The sequence below is a fragment of the Paraburkholderia antibiotica genome (assembly GCF_012927125.1).
GTDB classification, from domain to species: Bacteria; Pseudomonadota; Gammaproteobacteria; order Burkholderiales; family Burkholderiaceae; genus Paraburkholderia; species Paraburkholderia antibiotica.
Map to the genome: position 1 here is coordinate 430,469 of NZ_JABBFZ010000001.1, position 18,423 is coordinate 448,891.

The window sequence follows — 18,423 nt, forward strand, 5'->3', positions numbered from 1 at the left end:
CACCGCAGCACGACACCGCAGCACCCCGTCCCACCACTACGCCACAGCAATCGCCCGCGCAACACCCGGTAGATAACGCCCCAACGTCACGCCTCGCGCAGCCATGAAGATCAACAGCGCGACCCACAGCCCGTGATTGCCGTGCAGCGTGAGCAATGCCGACGACGCCGCCACGAACACCGCGAGCGAGATCACCATCGACACCATCAGCTCACGCGTGCGCGTCGCGCCGATAAAGACGCCGTCGAGCAGAAAGCCCCACACCGAAATCACCGGCGATAGCGCCGCCCACGGCAAATACGTTTCCGCCGCTGCGCGCACCGCGGCCTGATCGGTCAGCCGCTCGACGATCCATGCCCCCGCGCCCCAGTACACGAACGAGAAGCCGAGCGCGCCGAGCGCCGACCACAGCGCGGTGACCTTGACCGCCTGCGCGAACGCATGCCGGTCGCGCGCGCCGATCGCCGCGCCGACGAGCGCCTCGGCGGCATGCGCGAAGCCATCGAGCCCATATGCCATGAAGGTCTGGAAATTCAGCAGCAGCGCATTGGCGGCGAGCGTCGCGTCGCCCTGCCGGGCGCCGAGGTGCGCAAACCAGCCGAACGACGACAGCAGACAGAGCGTGCGCACGAAGATGTCGCGATTGAGCACGACGAGCCGCTTCAGCGCCGCGCCATCGAACAACGCGGCGCGATTCAACGCGGGCAGACCACGCGGCCGACCGTGCCAGAGGATTGCCAGGCCGAGCACGAAGCCGAGCGCATCGGCGGTCGCGGTCGCCGCGCCGATGCCGGCCACGCCCCAATCGAATGCGTACACGTAGAGCAGCACCGCGACGATGTTCACGCTATTGATGAACACCTGCGACAGCAACGCGAGCCGCACCCGTTGCGTGCCGAGCAGCCAGCCCAGTACGACGTAGTTGCCGAGCGCGAGCGGCGCGGCCCAGATGCGTGCGTGACAATAGACGAGCGCATGTCGCTGCACGGCCTCGCTGCCGCCGATCAAACGCAGCGCGTAGCCGATCAGCGGCTGCTGCACGAGCAGCACGAATGCGCCGATCGCGGCCGCCATCAGCAACGCGCGCACGACGGTGTAGCGCAACTCGTCGTGATTGCCCGCGCCATGCGCCTGCGCGACGAGCCCGGTCGTGCCCATGCGCAGGAAGCCGAAGCCCCAGAACACGAAGTTGAAGAAGAGGCCGCCGAGCGCGACGCCGCCGAGATACGACGCGCTATCCAGATGACCGGCGACGGCGGTGTCGACCGCGCCGAGAATCGGCTGCGTCAGATTGGCGAGGACGATCGGAAACGCGAGCGTCAGTACCCGGCGATGCCAGCGCACCGGCAGCGCCGGCTCGGGTGTCGGGGTGCCGTGTCCGGGCGTCGCGGCCTCGGGCGCGGCGTCGCTCAAGAGCGCTCCTGCACACAGACCCACGGCGACACGACCACCGCCCACAGATCGGGGTCGCGCGCCGCGAAATCGGCGGCGGTTTCCGACTGCACACGCTCGACGAGGCCCGCGGACAACCATTGCGTGACCTGGGCGGTGTCGTCGCTGGCGATCGCTTCGGCGACGCTCACGAGGTCGAGATCGCGCGCCACGCGCAGCAGCATGCCGCGCGCAAAGAAACGTTCGAGTTCGCTCCAGCCGATCTTGGCGGTTTCGCCGAGCAGCTTCGCGTACAGGGGGCTGTGGGAGGCGTCGTTGGAAGTCATCGTATGCGGGGGTCGGACAGGGCCGTCACTATAAACCATCGGTGCGCGCGGGCGACCGCGTGCTGAAGGCTTGTCGAACCTGTCTGGATTTTTTTTGGGGAGCCGGGTTGAGTCGGATTCTGAACCTTCATGCCGGCGGATTCAATGGCGCCGACATGGTGCAGGCTTTATCGTCCGATTAATTAAATTGGAAACGGGATTTGAATCGCGCTTCACGATTGAGTGGTCTATTGTGTGACATTGATATTTCGTCGCGCGTGAATTTTGTTGTGAAGAATTAAAATCGATTATTCAACGGCGGCGCCGCGACTATTCGATGTGTTACGTGCGTTGGCGCACCAAGTTTATATGGTCGAAACACTGGTGCTATTACGCCGCAACGCATAGTCAAAAACGGCCACACGCCTTTCCTCAGGGGCTTTGGAGCCGGTTTGCGCAGACCTGTCGCGCGCATTGATTGGCGCGGCGTTCAAGCATTCGGGCTCGTGCGAATTAGCAGCTTAACGCTTCCGTATGCGGCGCATTTAGCCGGTTGCATTCCGACATTGCCGATTCTCCAATTGCGAAAACAGTACGGCGAGTAACATTGACCGCCATGTTTAATGGATTGCACTTGTAAATGGGGATTGTTAGATTTCGTTCTGGCGCATGGTGAACCGGTCCTTTGCCGATATGCGCCGAACCCCCGTTAGCCCGGCTTCGTGCCGGGCTTTTTTTCAGGCAAATCCAGCCGCTGTCGACGCGCGAATCTGGCATCGGGTTTGATGGGTTTCACTGCGAATTCACACGCGCCGCCGATGATGGCGGATTATTTTTCGGTGCGCGGGTGATGACCTGGTTGCTGATTTTTTTCGGCGTCTGGCCGATCGCGCTGGTGGTGTTGCTGCGCTTCGCCGCGCGCGTCGATCCGCGCTCAGGGCAGCGGCGACGACGTTAGCCGGCGCGCGGAAAAAAGGAAGAGGGCAGCCGCTACTGCTTGCAGCGAATCACCATCGAGCGGTTCTTCACGTTCGCGCCGAAAATTCCGCCGATCGTGCCGCCAGACGTCGCGCCGTTGTCGACGTCCTTCGATATCACGTCGTACCCATAATTGCCGCAGGCTTCGCCCGCGCGCTTGTAGCACTCGCCCCAGCTGGTGCTCGCGTCGCTGCCGCTGCAATTGATCGCGAAGCCGGTATCGCCGCTCGGCAGATAGGTCATCGTGGTCGTGGTCGAACAGCCGCCGAGGCTGCCGAGCGTCAGCAGACCCAGACCGAGTGTCGCAGCCGTCGCGACACGCGCCAATGCGCTCTTCATTTCAGATTCCTTGCAAATAACGGAAGGGGCGCGGCGCGCAGCCACGCCGCCTCGAATTGAGCGTTTATAGCACGCGGGGTTCCCGCCGCCGGTGTGCCGGGCAAGCGGGCCGCGTGCCGATGAACGCCGGCTTGGGCACACACGCATGTATGCAACGGGCGCGCGAACAGGCGTGCAAACCCGGCGCCGCAGTTAGGCGACCCTGCCACTCACCGCGCCGGCAGCGCCTTCGACGGATCGATCGAGCGGCCCTGATAACGCAGCTCGAAATGCAGCATCACGCGATCGCTGTCGGTGTCGCCCATTTCGGCGATCTTCTGGCCGCGCTGGACCGACTGACCTTCCTTCACGAACAACGCGCGGTTGTGCGCATAGGCGGTCAGATAGTTGGCGTCGTGCTTGAGGATCAGCAGATTGCCGTAGCCGCGCAGACCGTTGCCCGCATAGACGACCGTACCCGACGACGCTGCGACGACCGGCGTGCCGGCGGCCGCGGCAATGTCGATACCCTTCGAATTGCTGCCGTCGAAGCGGCGGATCACAGTGCCGTCGACCGGCCAGATCAGCGAAATCGGGACGGGCGCGGTGGTCGGCCCGTTATCGGGAGGCGTCGGGCGTGGCGCCGCTGACGCGCTCGCGCCGCCGCTACTGCCGCTACCGTTGCTACGAATTGCGCCGCTCGTCGACGCCGCGCCACCCGGCGGCGCGACGCGCAGCACCTGGCCGACTTCGATCGCGTCGGGATTGGTCAGGTTGTTCCAGCGAACGAGATTCGGCACCGACTGGCGGTTGCCGCGCGCTATCTTCGATAACGTATCGCCCCGTTCGACCCGGTAGTAGCCCGGACCCACCGGCGCCGATCCGCACGCGGCGAGCAGCGCGAGCAAGGCCGCGCAGCCGAGTCGTTTGATTCTTATGGTTTCCAGCATTGGACCTCGCAAAGCGCTGCCGCGCGCCGATCCCGATCACGCAGCAGAGGAGACAAAGCGTTCGATTCTAACGGTTTTGCATGGGAACACCCTCAAGCGGGTATGCGGAGCGTGTGCATGGCCGCGTGTGAGGGATGCACGCCGCGTGTGTTGAGACGCGCCGCGCCGGGTGAGCGTGCGGCGCTGAACCGGCGCTAAACCGGCGCGAATGGTGGGTGGCCGCTGGGTCGCGCTCGCGCAATATCTTGCAGTACGTACCGGCGCAACGCATCGGCACGGCGCATCGGCACGACGCGGCAAAACCACCCAGCAATACGACGCCCCAGCGCCGCAAGCACGACCTCAGCCCGTCTTCTCGACGGTAATCCGCAGCGCCGCCGCTTCGGTCTGTCCCGGTTCGAGCCAGCGCAAGCCACGGCCGTTGTGGATCGCATCCGGCAAACCGAGCCACGGCTCGACGCAGTAGAAATCGGACTCCGGCTTTTCGGTCCACGTCGTCACCGAGTACCAGGGCACCGAACCCGGGCGCTGCAGATCGATCGTGATCACACGCTTGAGGCCCGGCGCGACGAGTCGCACCGGCTGATCGGGCGTGCCGACGAGGCAATGGAAGCGGTCGTGAATGCGCGCTTCGTCGAGCGTGTAGCGCGGCGCGCCCGGTTCCGCGGCGCTGATCGAGCCGTCTTCCTGCTGATGGCAGCGCTCGGTGCGCGGCAGTTCGAGCGAGGTTTCCGCGCGCTGCGTGTGCGGCAGCGTGAAGTAGAAATGGTGGCCGGCGTAGTAGGGCAGACGCGTGTCGCCGGTGTTGGTGGTGGTGAGCGTCACGTCGAGTGTGCGCGCATCGACGAGGTCGTAGGCGGCTTCGAAACGGAAGCCGAACGGATAGAAGCCGCGCGTCGCTTCGCTATCGGTCAGCACCATGCGCAGACCCGCGCGCTGCACGTCGGCATGCGCGTCGAACGGCAGATCGCGCGCGAAGCCGTGCATCGGCAGTTCGCGCACCGTGCCCTGCGCATCGCGCCAGTAGCCGATCTTGCCGTCGACGCGATGCCGGCCGAGAAACGGAAACAGCAGCGGATTGCCGCCGCGAATCCGCGCGGGCACGCTCCAGTCGGCGTGTTCGGGCCAGTGGATGACCTCTTCGCCATCGATGATCCACGACAGCAGGCGGCCGCCGGCCTGCGGCGAGAAACGCAGCACCGACGCGTCCTGATCGATCTCGAGAATGTCCTGTTCGGGGGAAAGGGGCATGGTGAATGGTTAGCCAGTAAAGGTTGAGGGGCGCGCGAAACAGCGAAACAACGGGGCGGCGGCGCTCGGCGCAAAGCCCGTGGGCAGACGCTTGCGCGCGTTCGTTTGCGACGAAAAGCGGCCTTTGCCGCGCTTGCCGCAGCCGCGCCGCACGCCGGGAATCGCGATTTTGCGCTGCTTTGTGCTACGGGGAAACCCTTCTCGGGAAATTGCGAGTTCCTGAACAAGGCGAACCTTGCCGATAATCTGTCCGAGCGTTCGGTAAATCCGACTCCGGGCGAACTTGAGCAGGAGGGTGTAATGGATCTCGCAATGGCAATGGGTGTGGCCTTGTTCGGCATGTTCACGGCAAGCACGTACTATTTCTTCCACTCGCTCAAACGCTGATTCCCCTCTCCGGCGCGGCAGACCGTGCCGGGCCGCTGGCCATGCTGGCCGGCGCCGCATCGTTGGCAGGGACTGGCGCCGCCGTGCGCAGGAACCCTTCGTCCGCTCCGCTGGCACTTTCTCGCGAGCAATTTTCTTTCATCCGGTTGTTCCGGCATCGCGCTCGATGCCGCCGATTTCCTTGCCCTCGCGTAACAACGGTGTCGAGTTGTGACGCAGCGCGTCAATATTTCCCTGAATGTGGCCTAACCGCTTGGCGCTGACCTGGCAGCCAGGCATAATCGGTGCGCTTTTTGACGCGCCGTCTGTCCTATTGTGCGGCGCGCAGTTCCCCCGACACTTTCCTTACAAGGACCGCCGCGTGAACCTGTCGTTTCTGATTTTCCTGAGCGTGCTGCAAGGCGTTACCGAACTGTTTCCGGTGAGTAGTCTCGGCCACACGTTGCTCGTGCCGGCACTGTTCGACATGCATATCGATAAACATGCGCCGCAGTTGCTGCCGTTTCTCGTCGCGCTTCATCTCGGCACCGCGTTCGCGCTGCTGTGGTACTTCCGCGCGCGTTGGTGCGCGTTGGTGCGCGGTTTTTTCGCGTCGCTCGGCGGACGTCGTAACGACGATGGCCACATGATGTGGGCGTTGATCATCGGTACGATTCCGGCGGGTCTCGTCGGGCTCGTGCTCGAAAAGCGCCTCGAAGCAATTTTTCACGATCTTCGGATCGTCGCGGTCGCGCTGATCGTCAACGGCGTGTTGCTATGGTTCGGCGATCGTCTGCAACGTGCGCGCACGCATCGGGCGCCGGAAAAGCTGACGTTCCGCCAGGCTTTCTTCGTCGGCCTCGCGCAGATCGGCGCGCTGATTCCGGGCTTCTCGCGCAGCGGTCTGACGATGATCGCCGGCAATGCGGCCGGCCTGACCACCGAGAAGGCCGCCGAGTTTTCGTTCCTGCTCGGCACGCCGATCATTTTCGCGGCCGGCGTGCTCGAATTGCCGAAGCTGCTGCACGCGCCGAGCCAACTTGCCGACGCCGCGCTCGGCGGTGTGCTGACCGCGATCGCCGCGTATCTGAGCGTGCGTTTCCTGATGCGCTATTTCGAAGGCCGCGGCCGTCTCGCGTCGTTCGGCGTGTACTGCGTGATCGCGGGGATCGTGTTCCTCGGCTGGTTCCTGACGCATCCGCAACCGGTCTGAGCGGGCACGGGTGATCGGTTATAATCCGGGCCCCGATTGGCCTTGCGGTTGTCGCAGGGTTGCCATGAAGGCCGCTCATGGGTGAGGGCGCGAGCACGGTAGGTGTGTCGCGCTGTCAGCCGGGCTGATGCGGTAATCGAAGCAACTGCGGCAACCCGTCGAAGCCGCGCGCGGAATTTCCGGCTGGCTGTCCGGTCAGTTAGAATTTCAGTTTGTAGGGAATCGCGCGGCTCGCCGCGAGCGCCGGTTTCATGCAGATGCCAATCAATACGGCAGTAGCTCAGCTGGATAGAGCATCGGCCTTCTAAGCCGAGGGTCGGGGGTTCGAGCCCCTCCTGCCGTACCAGCCTTGCTAACGGCCCGCAATTTCGCGGGCCGTTTTCATTGGGTGCCTTGAATTTGCGGGCGCCTCTCTCTTCCGGATTGACTACCCGCTCGCTTTACGTCAAACGTGCGCGCATCCGACAAACGGCTCGCTCACGACATCGCCTGCACCCGAACGATTTGGGCGTCGTCTTATAGGCTTGCGATGCGCTCCGCTATACCGTTAGCGCTTTACCACGCTACGGTAGACACCGATCTGGAGCGCAAGATGTCCGTACGCTGCACTTTCTCGTTGAATGCAAAAACGACCTCTACTCCGTTGTACCGCGCGGGTTTTGGTTCGGTGACGGCCTACTTGAATTCAATAGGCCCGGACAATTCATCCGCTCGCATAAGCTCGACCTGCCGGTCCCCGGTAGCAGGTTGCGCGCCGCAACTATCGTGCAGATGTTTGGTTTTGCCGAATAGCGGGTGACGTTGCGACCTTGCGATTAGAACGGACTGAAATTTAAATCCATGCACATTGGATTAATAATCCGTCAGTTGTGCGCAACGTCATCTAATGAGTTCGTCAACCATTGTTACGCGTAGTCCTCGTAATGGGAATTGCGTGATAGCTTGAGCGCCAACATGACGCGGTGAGTGGTTCAGGGAGTAGGGCACCGCAGTCAAAAAACTAAAAAGAACAACCTAACCCACGCAATGAAGACCAACCATCGCGATATCGCGGCTTCGCTATTGCAGCGTGAGCTTGCGCGCTTCAGTGCATCGACTGCACGCCGCTTCGCTGCGCCAGCCTGTGACGACGGTTCGCCGCGTGCACGATGGATGCGCGTGACGGCGTGCATCATGGCAGTGGTGATGTATTTCGCGCCAGCCGTGCTACTTGCCGACGCCACCGCGCATGCCGCGCCGATTGTCGATCCGCGCGCGCCGATTCCCTTCCAGCCGACCATCACGCAGACAAGCACGGGCATCCCCACCGTCAACATCACTGCCCCGAATTCGAACGGCCTCAGTCTGAATAGCTACCAGTCGTTCAATATCGACAGTCGAGGCCTCGTGCTGAACAACAGCCTGACTGGTGGCACGCCGCTGCTGGGCGGCACGCTTGGTGCGAATCCGAATCTCGCGGGCCGTACGGCTACGACGATCATCAATCAGGTGACATCCACTGGTCCTGCTTCCTCATTGCTGGGTCCCCTTGAAGTGTTTGGGAATCCGGCTACCGTCATCATAAGCAATCCGAACGGTATTTCAGTCAACGGGATGGCGCTGACGAACATGCCAGGACTGGTGCTGACCACAGGTACGGTGCAGTTCCTCACGGGTATTGGCGGGACCTCGACGGGCTTCACGAATGCCGGTGCGCTCGCCTATAGCGTGAATTCGGGCAACATTTCGATCAACGGGCCACCGGGGGAGAATGGGCCAGGCGCTGGTATCGCCGGCACCGTTGGCAATATCGATATCATCGGCCAGACCATTAACGTCAACGCGCCGCTGCAGGCCGATAGCCGCGTTAACCTGATTGCGGGCAACCAGCTCGCCACGCCTACCGCGTCGGATTCCACCGGTACGACCTACGGCACGACGTCGAACGGGACGATCAACACGGCGGCCGCGATCGGCAATGGCGGCCTTGCCATCGACGCGAACCAGTTCGGTTCGGTCACGAGCGGCCAGGTGTTCATCGTCTCGACTGCGGCCGGCATGGGTGTGAACACGCAAGGCGCGCTCTCGGCAACCGCAGGCAATGTGGTCGTCAGTGCGAATGGCGATATCGATGTAGGTTCGACGTACGCGAAGCAGAGCGCGACGCTCATCAGCGCGGGCAACGTGTCGATAAGTGGCAATGGTCTGGCCAGCCAGTACACGGTGAATGCCGCTGGCGACATTTCCGCCGCGGGCGCAACGGTGCAGTCGGTGCAGGACCTGAACATGACGGCGGGCGGTAGCCTGTCGGTCGGCTCAGCCCGGTCGAACGGCAACGTGAACCTGACTGCGGGCGGCGACATGTCTGTCGGCTCGGTTGCCACGGGCGACAGTCTCACACTGACCACGACCGGAAAATCCGGCAACGGTGACCTGACCGTGGGCGGCGCGGTGTCGGCGCCAGGCGCAGTCGCGCTGAATGCGGCACGCGATATCACCGTGAACGGGGCGGTCACGGGCGGCTCCAGCGTACAGCTCAACGCGCAGCGCAACGCGTCGATTAACGGTCAGGCTCTATCCGGCGGTACGTTGTCGCTGAGCGGTACGACGGGCAACGTTAGTACGTCCGGCAGCGTGCTGGCCAATGGCGATCTCTCTGCGGTGGCCGGTCAGGCGATGACGCTGGGCGGCAATGTCAGCACGAGCGGCAATACGTTACTGACAGCCGGCACCGACCTGACCATTTCGGGCAATGTGTCCGGTAACGGCAGCGGATCGCTTGGCGCGGGCGGCAACCTGTCGGGCAGCGGCAGTGCGAGCTTCGGACAGGACGCGACGTTGAGCGCCGCGCAGGCAATCGATCTGAGTGGTTCGGTCCAGACTGGCGGCAATCTGAGTGCGGCAGCCGGCAGCAGTCTGACCGTGGGCGCAGCGACGGCTGTCGGCGATGCGACGCTCAAAGCCAGTGGAGGGGACGCGTCGATCAACGGGGCGGTGCTCGCCGGTGGCAATCTGGTGGCGCAGGCAACCGGCAATCTGACCGTTGCCGGTAGCACGACCAGCCTCGGGACCACCACGCTCACCGCGCAGTCGGGCAACCTGAGCGCGCAAGGCGATCTGAAGTCAACGGGCGATGCGTCGCTGTCGGCCGCTCAGACGCTCGTTGTGACCGGCAACACCCAGGTGGGCGGGAACGCGACACTGTCGGGTGCCAACATCACCACGGGCGGCACGACCACTGTATCCGGCACGCTGAACGCCGCCGCGCAAAACACACTCGACCTGTCCGCAGGGCAGCTCAACGTCGTGCGGGATGCCACGCTCACCGGCACGAACGTGTCGACGGGCGGGGCGCTGATCGGCGGTAACTTCACCGCGAACGCGAGCAACCAGCTGACAACCGGTGGCAGTCAGACGCTGGTCCAGGGGGCGGCGGCGCTGACCGGTACCAATGGCGTCACCAATACCAGCAGCGTGCTCGCGGGTGGGCCGCTTACCGTCACGGGTGCGAATGTCACCAACGGCGCTGGCGCGAACCTGATCTCGACGGCCGCGACGACGGTCAACGCCGTCAACCTGAACAACGCCGGCGCCATCGCCGGCCTGACGACAGCGGTAACGGCGAGCGGCGCGCTGACCAACAACAACGGCGCCATTGTCGGCACGAATCTGCTGAACGTTACGACGGGCAACCTGGCAGGTAACCAGAACGGCGTGCTGTTCGCGGGCAGTACCGATCCGTCCAGTCCCGCCACACCCGGCGATGCGACGATCACCGTGACCGGCGGTAGCGGCACGTTCAACAATGCAGGCGGTCAGATTGCCGCGCAGCACGACCTCACGCTGAACCTCCAGAACCAGGCGTTCGATCCGTCGGCAGCCACGAGTGGCACGATCAATCTCGGCAATGCGCTGACGATCAATACGCAGCAGCTTAACAATTCGGGCACCTGGGCGATGCCGGGTAATAGCGTTTCGATCAACGCGGCACAGGGCTTTAGCAATAGCGGCACGATCAGCAAAGCTGGCGATATCACGTTATCGACGAACGGAACGCTCACCAACAGTGGCACGATCTCGGCCGGTAACGACGTGAACCTGTCCGGCACGATCGTCAACCAGGCGGGCGGGACGATCGCGGCCAACGAAGACGTGAATCTCACGGGCGTGACGACCAATGCGGGCACGGTCAGCGCGGTGCGCGACGTCAACCTGAACGGCAGCAGCTTCGACAACAGCGGGGCGACCACGCGGGCCGGCCGCGATCTGAACGCGAACCTGTCGGGCGATCTGACAAACGTCGGCGGCACGATGACGGCGCAGAACGATGTCACGATCAATGCGGCCAACGTCAATAACAGCCAGGCCGGCAGCAACACGACGACCACCACCACGACCACGACGACCGTCGCGGCCGCGGGGCTAGGCTCCGCGTTGCTGTCGGCGCCGATGGGTAGCGAAACATACACGTTGCAGTCGACGAACCAGGTCAGCGACATCACGAGCACCTTCACGGGCGTTATCACGGGACGCGTCGGCGATCTGCAGCCGACGGGTGCGGCCACCATCACCGCGCCGGACCTCAGTAGCGGCACGCTGTACGGCGTTGCGTTGCCGGACGTGACTCAGACCACCACCACGACACAGCCGTCCGGCGCGGCGGGTGTGATCGCGGCCGGCCATGACCTGTCGATCACGACCGGCGCGCTCAACAATCATGGCGGCATGCTGTCGGCGGGCAACAACGTCACGCTGAAGGTGGCATCGCTCGACAACGGCGGCGACGCTGCCGTCACGACGATTACCGACAGCATCGATGCCGCCTCCTACGCGAGCTTTCTCACGCAGCTGAAAGCCGCTTATCAGGCTGGCACGCTCGAGGTCGCGCTCGACACCGTCGATGCACTCGACAACAGCTACAACACGCCGCTGGTCGGCCAGGCGAACATCATCACGTCGACGCCGGCGCCGATCCTGCAGACCTCGACGCTCACGACCTACACGAGCCAGAACGCGGGGCAGATCGTCGCGGGTAACAATCTGTCGTTGACCGGCACAGGTGCGAGCCTGACCAACGCGGGGAATCTGTATGCCGGGCAGGATCTGCTGATTACCGCGAACAACTTCACGAACCAGGGGTATCACACCAGCAACGTGACTTCGTCGACTGGCTGCGTGGCGGGCGTGGCGGTGGGGCAGTGCGGGTACTTCGGCACGATGCTCACGAGCGACTTTGAAGAGATCATGTACGAGCGCCCCGGGCAGGACTTCACGGACGCGATGACGAACAGCGCTGTCGCCGCGTACCTGGTGAGCGGCTATTCGGTGCCGTTTGGCCCGCACAACGACGCGGCGAACATTTTCGGCGATCAGACCAGCACGCAGAGCTACAGCTACACGCAGACCAACAACACGGTCTTTGCGGGCCGCGATCTGGTGATTGCCGCGCCGGTGGTGAACAACACCTATGGCAATCTGCTCGCTGGCCGCGACGTCGTGATCGGTGGCGCCGGCACCACGCGCGACAACACGAACCCGACGACCCCGCAGACGAATCTTACGCAGTCGTCGGCACTGACGAACACATCGGGCAATATCCAGGCAGGGCGCGATATCGCAATCAGCACGGCGGCGCTGACCAACACCGTTTCGGCGCCGGCGCAGGTGTACCAGAACTATGGCCAGACGGCGCAGTTCGGTTGCAGCGGCGCCTTCGTGCATTACTGCGACGCCTTCGTCGATGTGCAGTCGGGTGATGTGTCGACGATCACCGCGAATCGCAACCTGTCGATCAATGCGGGGAGCGTGACCAACACCGGCAGTCTGATCACCGCGGGCAGCGCTGCGACGGTGACGGCCACCTCGACGATCACGAACCAGGATCAGACGCTCAACGCTTACTGGCACGACGCGTACTGGGCGCCTGTGCTCGGTTCGTCGAAACCGCCTGACAACTTCGGTTGCGGGACCGCTGCCAACTGCGCGACGCTGTTTGGCAGCGCCTATCAGAGCGGCGCCGGTATCCAGCCGCCGACGCCGTATGCGAGCCTGCCCGGCACGATCCAGGCGCCTTCGCTGTCGGTGAGCGCCGGCGGCCAGGTGCAGAACTCGGGCAATGTGATGGGGCAGCAGGTCGCGATCACGGGCGCCTCGCTCGTCAACGGCCTGACGTCGCCGGCGATCTATACGCCGCAGCCGACCGGCTCGCAGCAGGTGATTTCGCTCGGCCCGGTGGGCACGCCGGTCGCGGCGACAAACGCGGCCAACCAGGCGGGCAATCTCGGGCTGATGGGGGCTGGTCTTGGGGCCGCGTCGGGTATCGGCAGCGCCATTGCGGGCGGCTCGGGCGCTGCGCTCAGTTCTGCCGCGAATGCAGGCTCCGGCGGCGGCGCCGTATCCGTGCCTGGCAGTCCCTCGGTGCAGACACCCGCGGGCGTCTCACACAGTGCGACCTATCTGGTGAGCAGTCCGGCCTCGCAGGTGATGGGCGATATCGGCGGAGCGCAACTGCTTGCGGCGCTGCCTGCGAGCCTGCAGCCATCCACGACGCAGTTCTACTACGACCCGTTCACCGAGGACCAGGTCCTGCAGCAGGCCGCGCTTGCGCAGACCGGTCAGGCGAGCTTTGTGAGTGGACTGGCGTACGACAACCAGAACCAGACGTCGGTGGCCAACCAGGAGAAACAGGTCCTCTACGGCAACGCGATCCAGTATGCGGAGGCGAACAACCTTGCGCTGGGGACGCCGCTCTCGCAGTCGCAGATCGCCTCGCTCGATGCGCCGATGCTGTGGTACGTCGAGGAGACGGTGCCGGAGCCGGGTTGCACGGCGACGGGCAACGCGGCATGTCCGACCGTGCAGGCGCTGATGCCGCAGGTGTACCTGCCGCAGAACTACGCGGTGGTCGAGCACGACGGCACGATCACGGGTCAGAACGTGACGCTGACGGCGACGAACGGCGGGGCGATCACGAACACCGGTTCGATCGCGGCAACGGACACGCTGAGCGTCAATGCGGGGACGCTGACGAACGAGGAGCGTTCGACCGACATTGGTACGCAGTACGACTTCATCAGCAGCATCGACGGGCTGCTGACGACGACCGGCACGGTGACGCAGCAGGGCGGGTTCATGTCGGCGGGCAACTACCAGATGAACGTCGACGCGGTGAACCAGATCGGTGGGGCGCTGCAGAAGCTCAACGCGGACGGCACGGTGGATGCAGCGGGGACGCAGCAGGAACTGGCGAACCTGAAGGCGCAACTGGGCAACAGTTTCGTGCAGGGTGCGGTGTCGGATGATCTGACGACGACGTTTACGTCGCTGGCGGAATCGCCGGGCCTGTTCCAGCAGATCGGGATGCTGGCCGTGATGGTGGTGGCGTCGGTGATGACGGCGGGCGCGGCGTCGGCGGCGATCGGCGCGGGCGCAACCGCGGGCAGTACTTTTGCTGCGGGTACGGCGGCCACGACGACGGCGGAAGGTGTCTTCATGCCAGCGGTATCGGCGGGGCTGGGGAATATGGCCCTCTCCGCAGGTGTTGCGGCAATGACCGGTAACGCGCTCGGGCAGGCTGCGAACGGTTCGTTCGATCTTGGTTCGATGGTTGAAGCCGGTGCGACAGCCATGCTGACGGTGGGGCTCACGAACGGCATTACGGTGGGCGGCCAGAGCCTGGCGTCGCTGGCGGGTGTGCAGAGTGTCGGCGATGCGCTGATACCACAGGCGGGGGCGACCACGGCGGGTACGATTCTCCAGCAGGGCGAGGCGATCGCGGCCGAGGCGACCGTTCAAGCGGGTGTGCAGACGGCGATCGAGGGGGGGAGCTTCCTGACGAACCTGGAGCACAGCGCGGTGAGCGATGTGGCAGCGGCGGGGGCGTATGCGATTGGGAATGCGTTCAGCGATCAGAGCGGCTTCTGGACCACGAGCAATCCGCTGTATGCGGCGGAGCACGCGGCATTGGGGTGTGCGGCGAGTGCTGCGCTTGGAACTGGATGTGCGGGAGGTGCCATTGGCGGGGCGATTAGCGCCGGGCTGAACCCGGTGATCGATGCGAACGGGAATATTCCGCCTGCAGCGCTCGCCGGCATCGAAACACTCGTGAGTGGCAGCGTTGCTGGTGCGCTCGGATTCAATGTTCAGGGCGCGGTGACGGCGGCGCAGAACGAGACGCTGAACAACTGGCTGAACCACGTCACGCTCGTCGGAGAGCAGTCGCAAGCGCAGCGGCTTCAGTCCGCGATGTCGGGATGTGATAGTGGAGATGCGGCTGCGTGTGCGACAGCGGCCAAGTTGATGCAGACCTCGAGCGCGAATGACCAGGCGCTGGCTACGGCATGCCAGTCGCCAGGCTCGCTGGCATGTGCATACCAGAAGTCACTCGCCTCTCTGGCAGGCAACAACCTTTCTGTTGTCAACGGTGTCACGGTTGCCACCGATGCGCCGCAGCCGACATACACAGCGCCGAGTCAGGCAGCAGCGACACTCGACAATATGCTGGGGAGTCCGCTCGCAGGCATCATGGGCGGAGCGGCCTATCTATCCGGGGGATCGACACAGACAGCCTACTATCTGTCTTCTCTGGGTGTCGCAGCGGATGGCATCGCCGCAGGTGTGGCCGGGTTTGGAGCATCGAAGACCGTCGACGTTGTTTCCGAAGCTGCAAACACTTCGACCCAGACTCCATTCCAAAGGGGGATACAATTCCAGGGCGACGCGTTGTCGGCGCTGGGAGTGCCTGAGAATACGCAGCGCATTACAGTTTCGTTGCCCAACGGATCTCCGGTCACTGTCGTTCCGGATGCTTTGGATGGGTCGACGATCGTTGAGGTCAAAGACGTGGTCAATCTTTCGAACTCAAACCAGTTCAGAGGTTACCTCGCCACGGGTAATCCGATTCAACTCATCGTCAGCCCAAACACAAAGACTATTTCGCAACCTCTGCAAAATTTGATCACTAACTCCGGTGGAACGATTAGGGTCTTCAACTCGTCGACCGGAACCTTCAGCCCATGGACTACGAAATAGAGGAAGGCTGCATGAAATTTAAAGCACCTGTGAGCGTCAACGTTCTCAGTCCATTGTCGCTTAGAGGGTCAACTGAGTTTCTTGACGCAGTGCAGATCTTTACCGACCTACTGCCCCGTTTAACGCCAGAAAGATGGGGTTGGTGGGAGCCACTTGATCGAGACTTTGACGCGAAGTATCTCGACAAACTTGTTCCCGAAAAAGGCGTATGCGAAACGGTCTATTGGCAACGTAAGAAGCAGCCTAAAGCAGAGGGAGCTTTTTCCGTGAGGTGGTCCAGTAAATCACCTAAGGTCTATGACACGCACTCCAATATCAGTTTTACTGCCGAATTGGGACAGGTCGAACAAGAAGCCATTGTCGGGTACCTGAAGAAAGCAAGCGTGCATTCTGCAGCAGATTTCGCACTTGTCGATACGCTTTCGGAGTCGTACCGGGACTTCGCGATTGAAAGTGGATCCGCGCCGTACGGAGAGCGATTCATGGTAGTCACGCACCTATTGCGACATTGGCTCCCAGATGTTTTCTGGGGCACAGTCTTCGGTCCGCCATACGTGCGTCTACTAGGAAAGGAGCGTCTTCTAAGCGCGCCCGCATATATCGTGGAGGAGTTGGCGCCAGAAATGGTGTACGTCCAGTTGTCTGAGTGCATCGCGGATGTCGTCGAAGACAATGCGGGTCTTCGAACACTCCGAGAACTCTTTAAAGAGCATTTTGAAAGCAATGCATTTTTCCGTCTAGGTCAGGGTTACGATCGACTGCAGCGAGGACCTGTGGGGGATGTTTTTACCGTGCCTACTTTCGAGTTGAGCGCTGAGTAATGGAGGACGCCACCGGGAGGCAGAAGGTACTTCAGCGTTGCCAGTGATTTGTTGCCACAAACACAACTACCGCTGTGGGTGCGCTGCCTGCTCCTCCAACTGGCACGGTGCAGGCTTGGAACGGTTCAATTACAGCAGGAGCAGTTCCTGATGGAGGGATGACTGCGTATCGAATCTGGGGTGGAGGAAGTACGCAGGCCGGCTCATGGCTGTCGCCAATACCCTTAGAATCATCAAGTGCCGCGCAGAGCTTATTGGCATTGCCACCCCCCAATACCGCTGAATTTATGTCGACCGTTCAAATTCCGGCAGGAACCCAAATACAATTTGGCACTGCTGCAAGCGCGCTGCCCGGAAGTCCAACAAGTATTGCAGTGCTCCAACAGCAGTTTGGTAGTAAGTTCGTGGCAGCCACCACAAGCAGCATTGAGCAGTCCTTGCTCCAACAAGGCAATGGTGCAACAGGGATTGTGTACGGGTTTCCGCCCGCTGGCTCTGATGTTGGGCATGTGTTCAATGTCGTCAACCAGAACGGGGTTATTAGGTATCTCGATGGCCAATCTGGCACAGTTGCTAATCCGTCAGCCTTTCCGGCATTGCTGTTTATGCCTGTGAAACCAATTGGTGCGCAATGAACATTGTCACTTTAAAAGCAGCAGTCGCCATTGGTGAGTGCTATCTCAATGAGTCGGTGCGGAGCCCGCATGATTCACCCGAAAATGATCGATGGGTCATATCGATGGAAAAGGTTAGCGATCATGGTGAATATTGGCTTTTGCATTACCAGTCGGTCTTGTACTTGGAGACAGGAGATCCATCCTACTTACTAGCCGGGAACCGTCCGCTTAAAGTATCCAAGGCGGGCGTGATATTAGGGTTTGACGACTCGAGCAAGCCTCGCAGCCAAGACTGAAAAGTTACGCTAACGGTAAACGGGTTTGTCGTTTCTAAGGCTTCAGTCCGCGATGTCGGGATGCGATAGTGGAAATGCGGCTGCGTGTGCGACAGTGGCCAAATTGATGCAGACCTCGATCGCGAATGACCAGGCGCTGGCTACGGCATGCCAGTCGCCGGGCTCGCTGGCATGTGCATACCAGAAGTCACTCGCCTCTCTGGCAGGCAACAACCTTTCTGTTGTCAACGGTGTCACGGTTGCCACCGATGCACCGCAGCCGACATACACAGCGCCGAGTCAGGCAGCAGCGACACTCGACAATATGCTGGGGAGTCCGCTCGCAGGCATCACGGGCGGAGGCCTATCTATCCGGGGGATCGACACAGACAGCCTACTATCTGTCTTCTCTGGGTGTCGCAGCGGATGGCATCGCCGCAGGTGTGGCCGGGTTTGGAGCATCGAAGACCGTCGACGTTGTTTCCGAAGCTGCAAACAGTACATCTACCAGTACTGCTATCCAGACCTATTGGCCGCCGAATAGTGGCTTCTTTACACAGCCGGTAAATCAGACGTTGGAAGCCGGTACTGTGGTAAGCCGATATGGTGGTTTCTACGACGCATCAGGGAACTTTGTCGACTATGGCAACTTTGTCGCTCCGGCTGATATACCGTATGGCATGCGAGCGTTGCCTCCAGGGACGGACGCATCGAAGCCATTGAGTGTGTACCAAGTCGTTACGCCGATACAGAATGTTCCGACGGGACCGGCATCGCCTTGGTTCGGTGAGTTGGGCTTAGGTACGCAGCATCAGTTACCCTTGACTATCCAAGACTATTTGGACAGTGGCGCGCTGCAACTGCTTAATCGCACGAACCCAACAAAGTGACGGTGGACCGATCTTGAACCCAAGTGACAAAAAGCGAT

General features: G+C 62.2%; 13 protein-coding genes and 1 tRNA gene. 9 read left to right on the forward strand and 5 right to left on the reverse strand.

The features are described from left to right. Window positions 1–36: 36 nt before the first annotated feature. Window positions 37–1,413: an MATE family efflux transporter gene (locus HHL14_RS02030; RefSeq protein ID WP_169495906.1), complete on the reverse strand. Its 1,377-nt coding sequence runs from the start codon at window positions 1,411–1,413 to the stop codon at window positions 37–39. Then, window positions 1,410–1,718 (reverse strand): DUF2288 domain-containing protein, encoded by a 309-nt coding sequence (locus tag HHL14_RS02035; RefSeq protein ID WP_169495907.1) that lies wholly within the window; start codon window positions 1,716–1,718, stop codon window positions 1,410–1,412. The genes HHL14_RS02030 and HHL14_RS02035 overlap by 4 nt, the downstream gene beginning before the upstream one ends. 664 nt (window positions 1,719–2,382) lie before the next feature. Here HHL14_RS02035 and HHL14_RS02040 point away from each other — a divergent pair. Further along, window positions 2,383–2,655 (forward strand): hypothetical protein, encoded by a 273-nt coding sequence (locus HHL14_RS02040; RefSeq protein ID WP_169495557.1) that lies wholly within the window; start codon window positions 2,383–2,385, stop codon window positions 2,653–2,655. A gap of 32 nt (window positions 2,656–2,687) precedes the next feature. On the opposite strand, the gene HHL14_RS02045 is transcribed toward HHL14_RS02040, so the two are convergent. The 3 genes from HHL14_RS02045 to HHL14_RS02055 form a co-directional block, all read right to left on the reverse strand. Then, window positions 2,688–3,014 carry a hypothetical protein gene (locus HHL14_RS02045; protein WP_169495908.1) on the reverse strand — a complete coding sequence of 109 codons (327 nt, stop codon included), beginning with the start codon at window positions 3,012–3,014 and terminating at the stop codon, window positions 2,688–2,690. A 209-nt stretch (window positions 3,015–3,223) separates the two neighbouring features. Further along, window positions 3,224–3,943 carry a peptidoglycan DD-metalloendopeptidase family protein gene (locus tag HHL14_RS02050; RefSeq protein WP_169495909.1) on the reverse strand — a complete coding sequence of 240 codons (720 nt, stop codon included), beginning with the start codon at window positions 3,941–3,943 and terminating at the stop codon, window positions 3,224–3,226. 342 nt (window positions 3,944–4,285) lie between these two features. Continuing rightward, window positions 4,286–5,194 carry an aldose epimerase family protein gene (locus HHL14_RS02055; RefSeq protein WP_169495910.1) on the reverse strand — a complete coding sequence of 303 codons (909 nt, stop codon included), beginning with the start codon at window positions 5,192–5,194 and terminating at the stop codon, window positions 4,286–4,288. Between the two features lie 105 nt (window positions 5,195–5,299). Between HHL14_RS02055 and HHL14_RS02060 the strand changes: the two genes are divergently transcribed. The 8 genes from HHL14_RS02060 (at window position 5,300) to HHL14_RS33910 (ending at window position 18,385) form a co-directional block, all read left to right on the forward strand. Continuing rightward, entirely contained in the window at window positions 5,300–5,581 is a 282-nt protein-coding gene (locus tag HHL14_RS02060) for a hypothetical protein (protein WP_169495558.1), read from the forward strand. A gap of 361 nt (window positions 5,582–5,942) precedes the next feature. Then, complete coding sequence (locus tag HHL14_RS02065; RefSeq protein WP_169495911.1) at window positions 5,943–6,773, forward strand: undecaprenyl-diphosphate phosphatase; 831 nt, start codon at window positions 5,943–5,945, stop codon at window positions 6,771–6,773. Window positions 6,774–7,042: 269 nt separating this feature from the next. After that, window positions 7,043–7,119, forward strand: a tRNA-Arg gene (locus HHL14_RS02070). Window positions 7,120–7,946: 827 nt separating this feature from the next. Further along, window positions 7,947–15,782 carry a beta strand repeat-containing protein gene (locus HHL14_RS02075; protein WP_230412883.1) on the forward strand — a complete coding sequence of 2,612 codons (7,836 nt, stop codon included), beginning with the start codon at window positions 7,947–7,949 and terminating at the stop codon, window positions 15,780–15,782. After that, entirely contained in the window at window positions 15,767–16,603 is an 837-nt protein-coding gene (locus tag HHL14_RS02080) for a hypothetical protein (protein ID WP_169495913.1), read from the forward strand. Before HHL14_RS02075 ends, HHL14_RS02080 begins: the two co-directional genes overlap by 16 nt. A 158-nt stretch (window positions 16,604–16,761) precedes the next feature. Continuing rightward, entirely contained in the window at window positions 16,762–17,238 is a 477-nt protein-coding gene (locus tag HHL14_RS02085; RefSeq protein WP_206002148.1) for a toxin glutamine deamidase domain-containing protein, read from the forward strand. 330 nt (window positions 17,239–17,568) lie between these two features. Continuing rightward, a complete protein-coding gene (locus HHL14_RS33905; RefSeq protein WP_407945248.1) occupies window positions 17,569–18,039 on the forward strand; it encodes a DUF6862 domain-containing protein in 471 nt (156 codons plus the stop codon). Then, window positions 17,939–18,385: a TNT domain-containing protein gene (locus HHL14_RS33910; protein ID WP_169495915.1), complete on the forward strand. Its 447-nt coding sequence runs from the start codon at window positions 17,939–17,941 to the stop codon at window positions 18,383–18,385. The genes HHL14_RS33905 and HHL14_RS33910 overlap by 101 nt, the downstream gene beginning before the upstream one ends. Window positions 18,386–18,423 lie beyond the last annotated feature (38 nt).

Bases quoted from the DNA above. Each gene is read 5' to 3' on its own strand.
- HHL14_RS02045 (WP_169495908.1), bottom strand. From the start codon at position 3,014: ATGAAGAGCGCATTGGCGCGTGTCGCGACGGCTGCGACACTCGGTCTG.
- HHL14_RS02085 (WP_206002148.1), top strand. From the start codon at position 16,762: ATGACTGCGTATCGAATCTGGGGTGGAGGAAGTACGCAGGCCGGCTCA.
- HHL14_RS02075 (WP_230412883.1), top strand. From the start codon at position 7,947: ATGGCAGTGGTGATGTATTTCGCGCCAGCCGTGCTACTTGCCGACGCC.
- HHL14_RS02035 (WP_169495907.1), bottom strand. From the start codon at position 1,718: ATGACTTCCAACGACGCCTCCCACAGCCCCCTGTACGCGAAGCTGCTC.
- HHL14_RS33905 (WP_407945248.1), top strand. From the start codon at position 17,569: ATGTCGGGATGCGATAGTGGAAATGCGGCTGCGTGTGCGACAGTGGCC.
- HHL14_RS02080 (WP_169495913.1), top strand. From the start codon at position 15,767: ATGGACTACGAAATAGAGGAAGGCTGCATGAAATTTAAAGCACCTGTG.
- HHL14_RS02055 (WP_169495910.1), bottom strand. From the start codon at position 5,194: ATGCCCCTTTCCCCCGAACAGGACATTCTCGAGATCGATCAGGACGCG.
- HHL14_RS02050 (WP_169495909.1), bottom strand. From the start codon at position 3,943: ATGCTGGAAACCATAAGAATCAAACGACTCGGCTGCGCGGCCTTGCTC.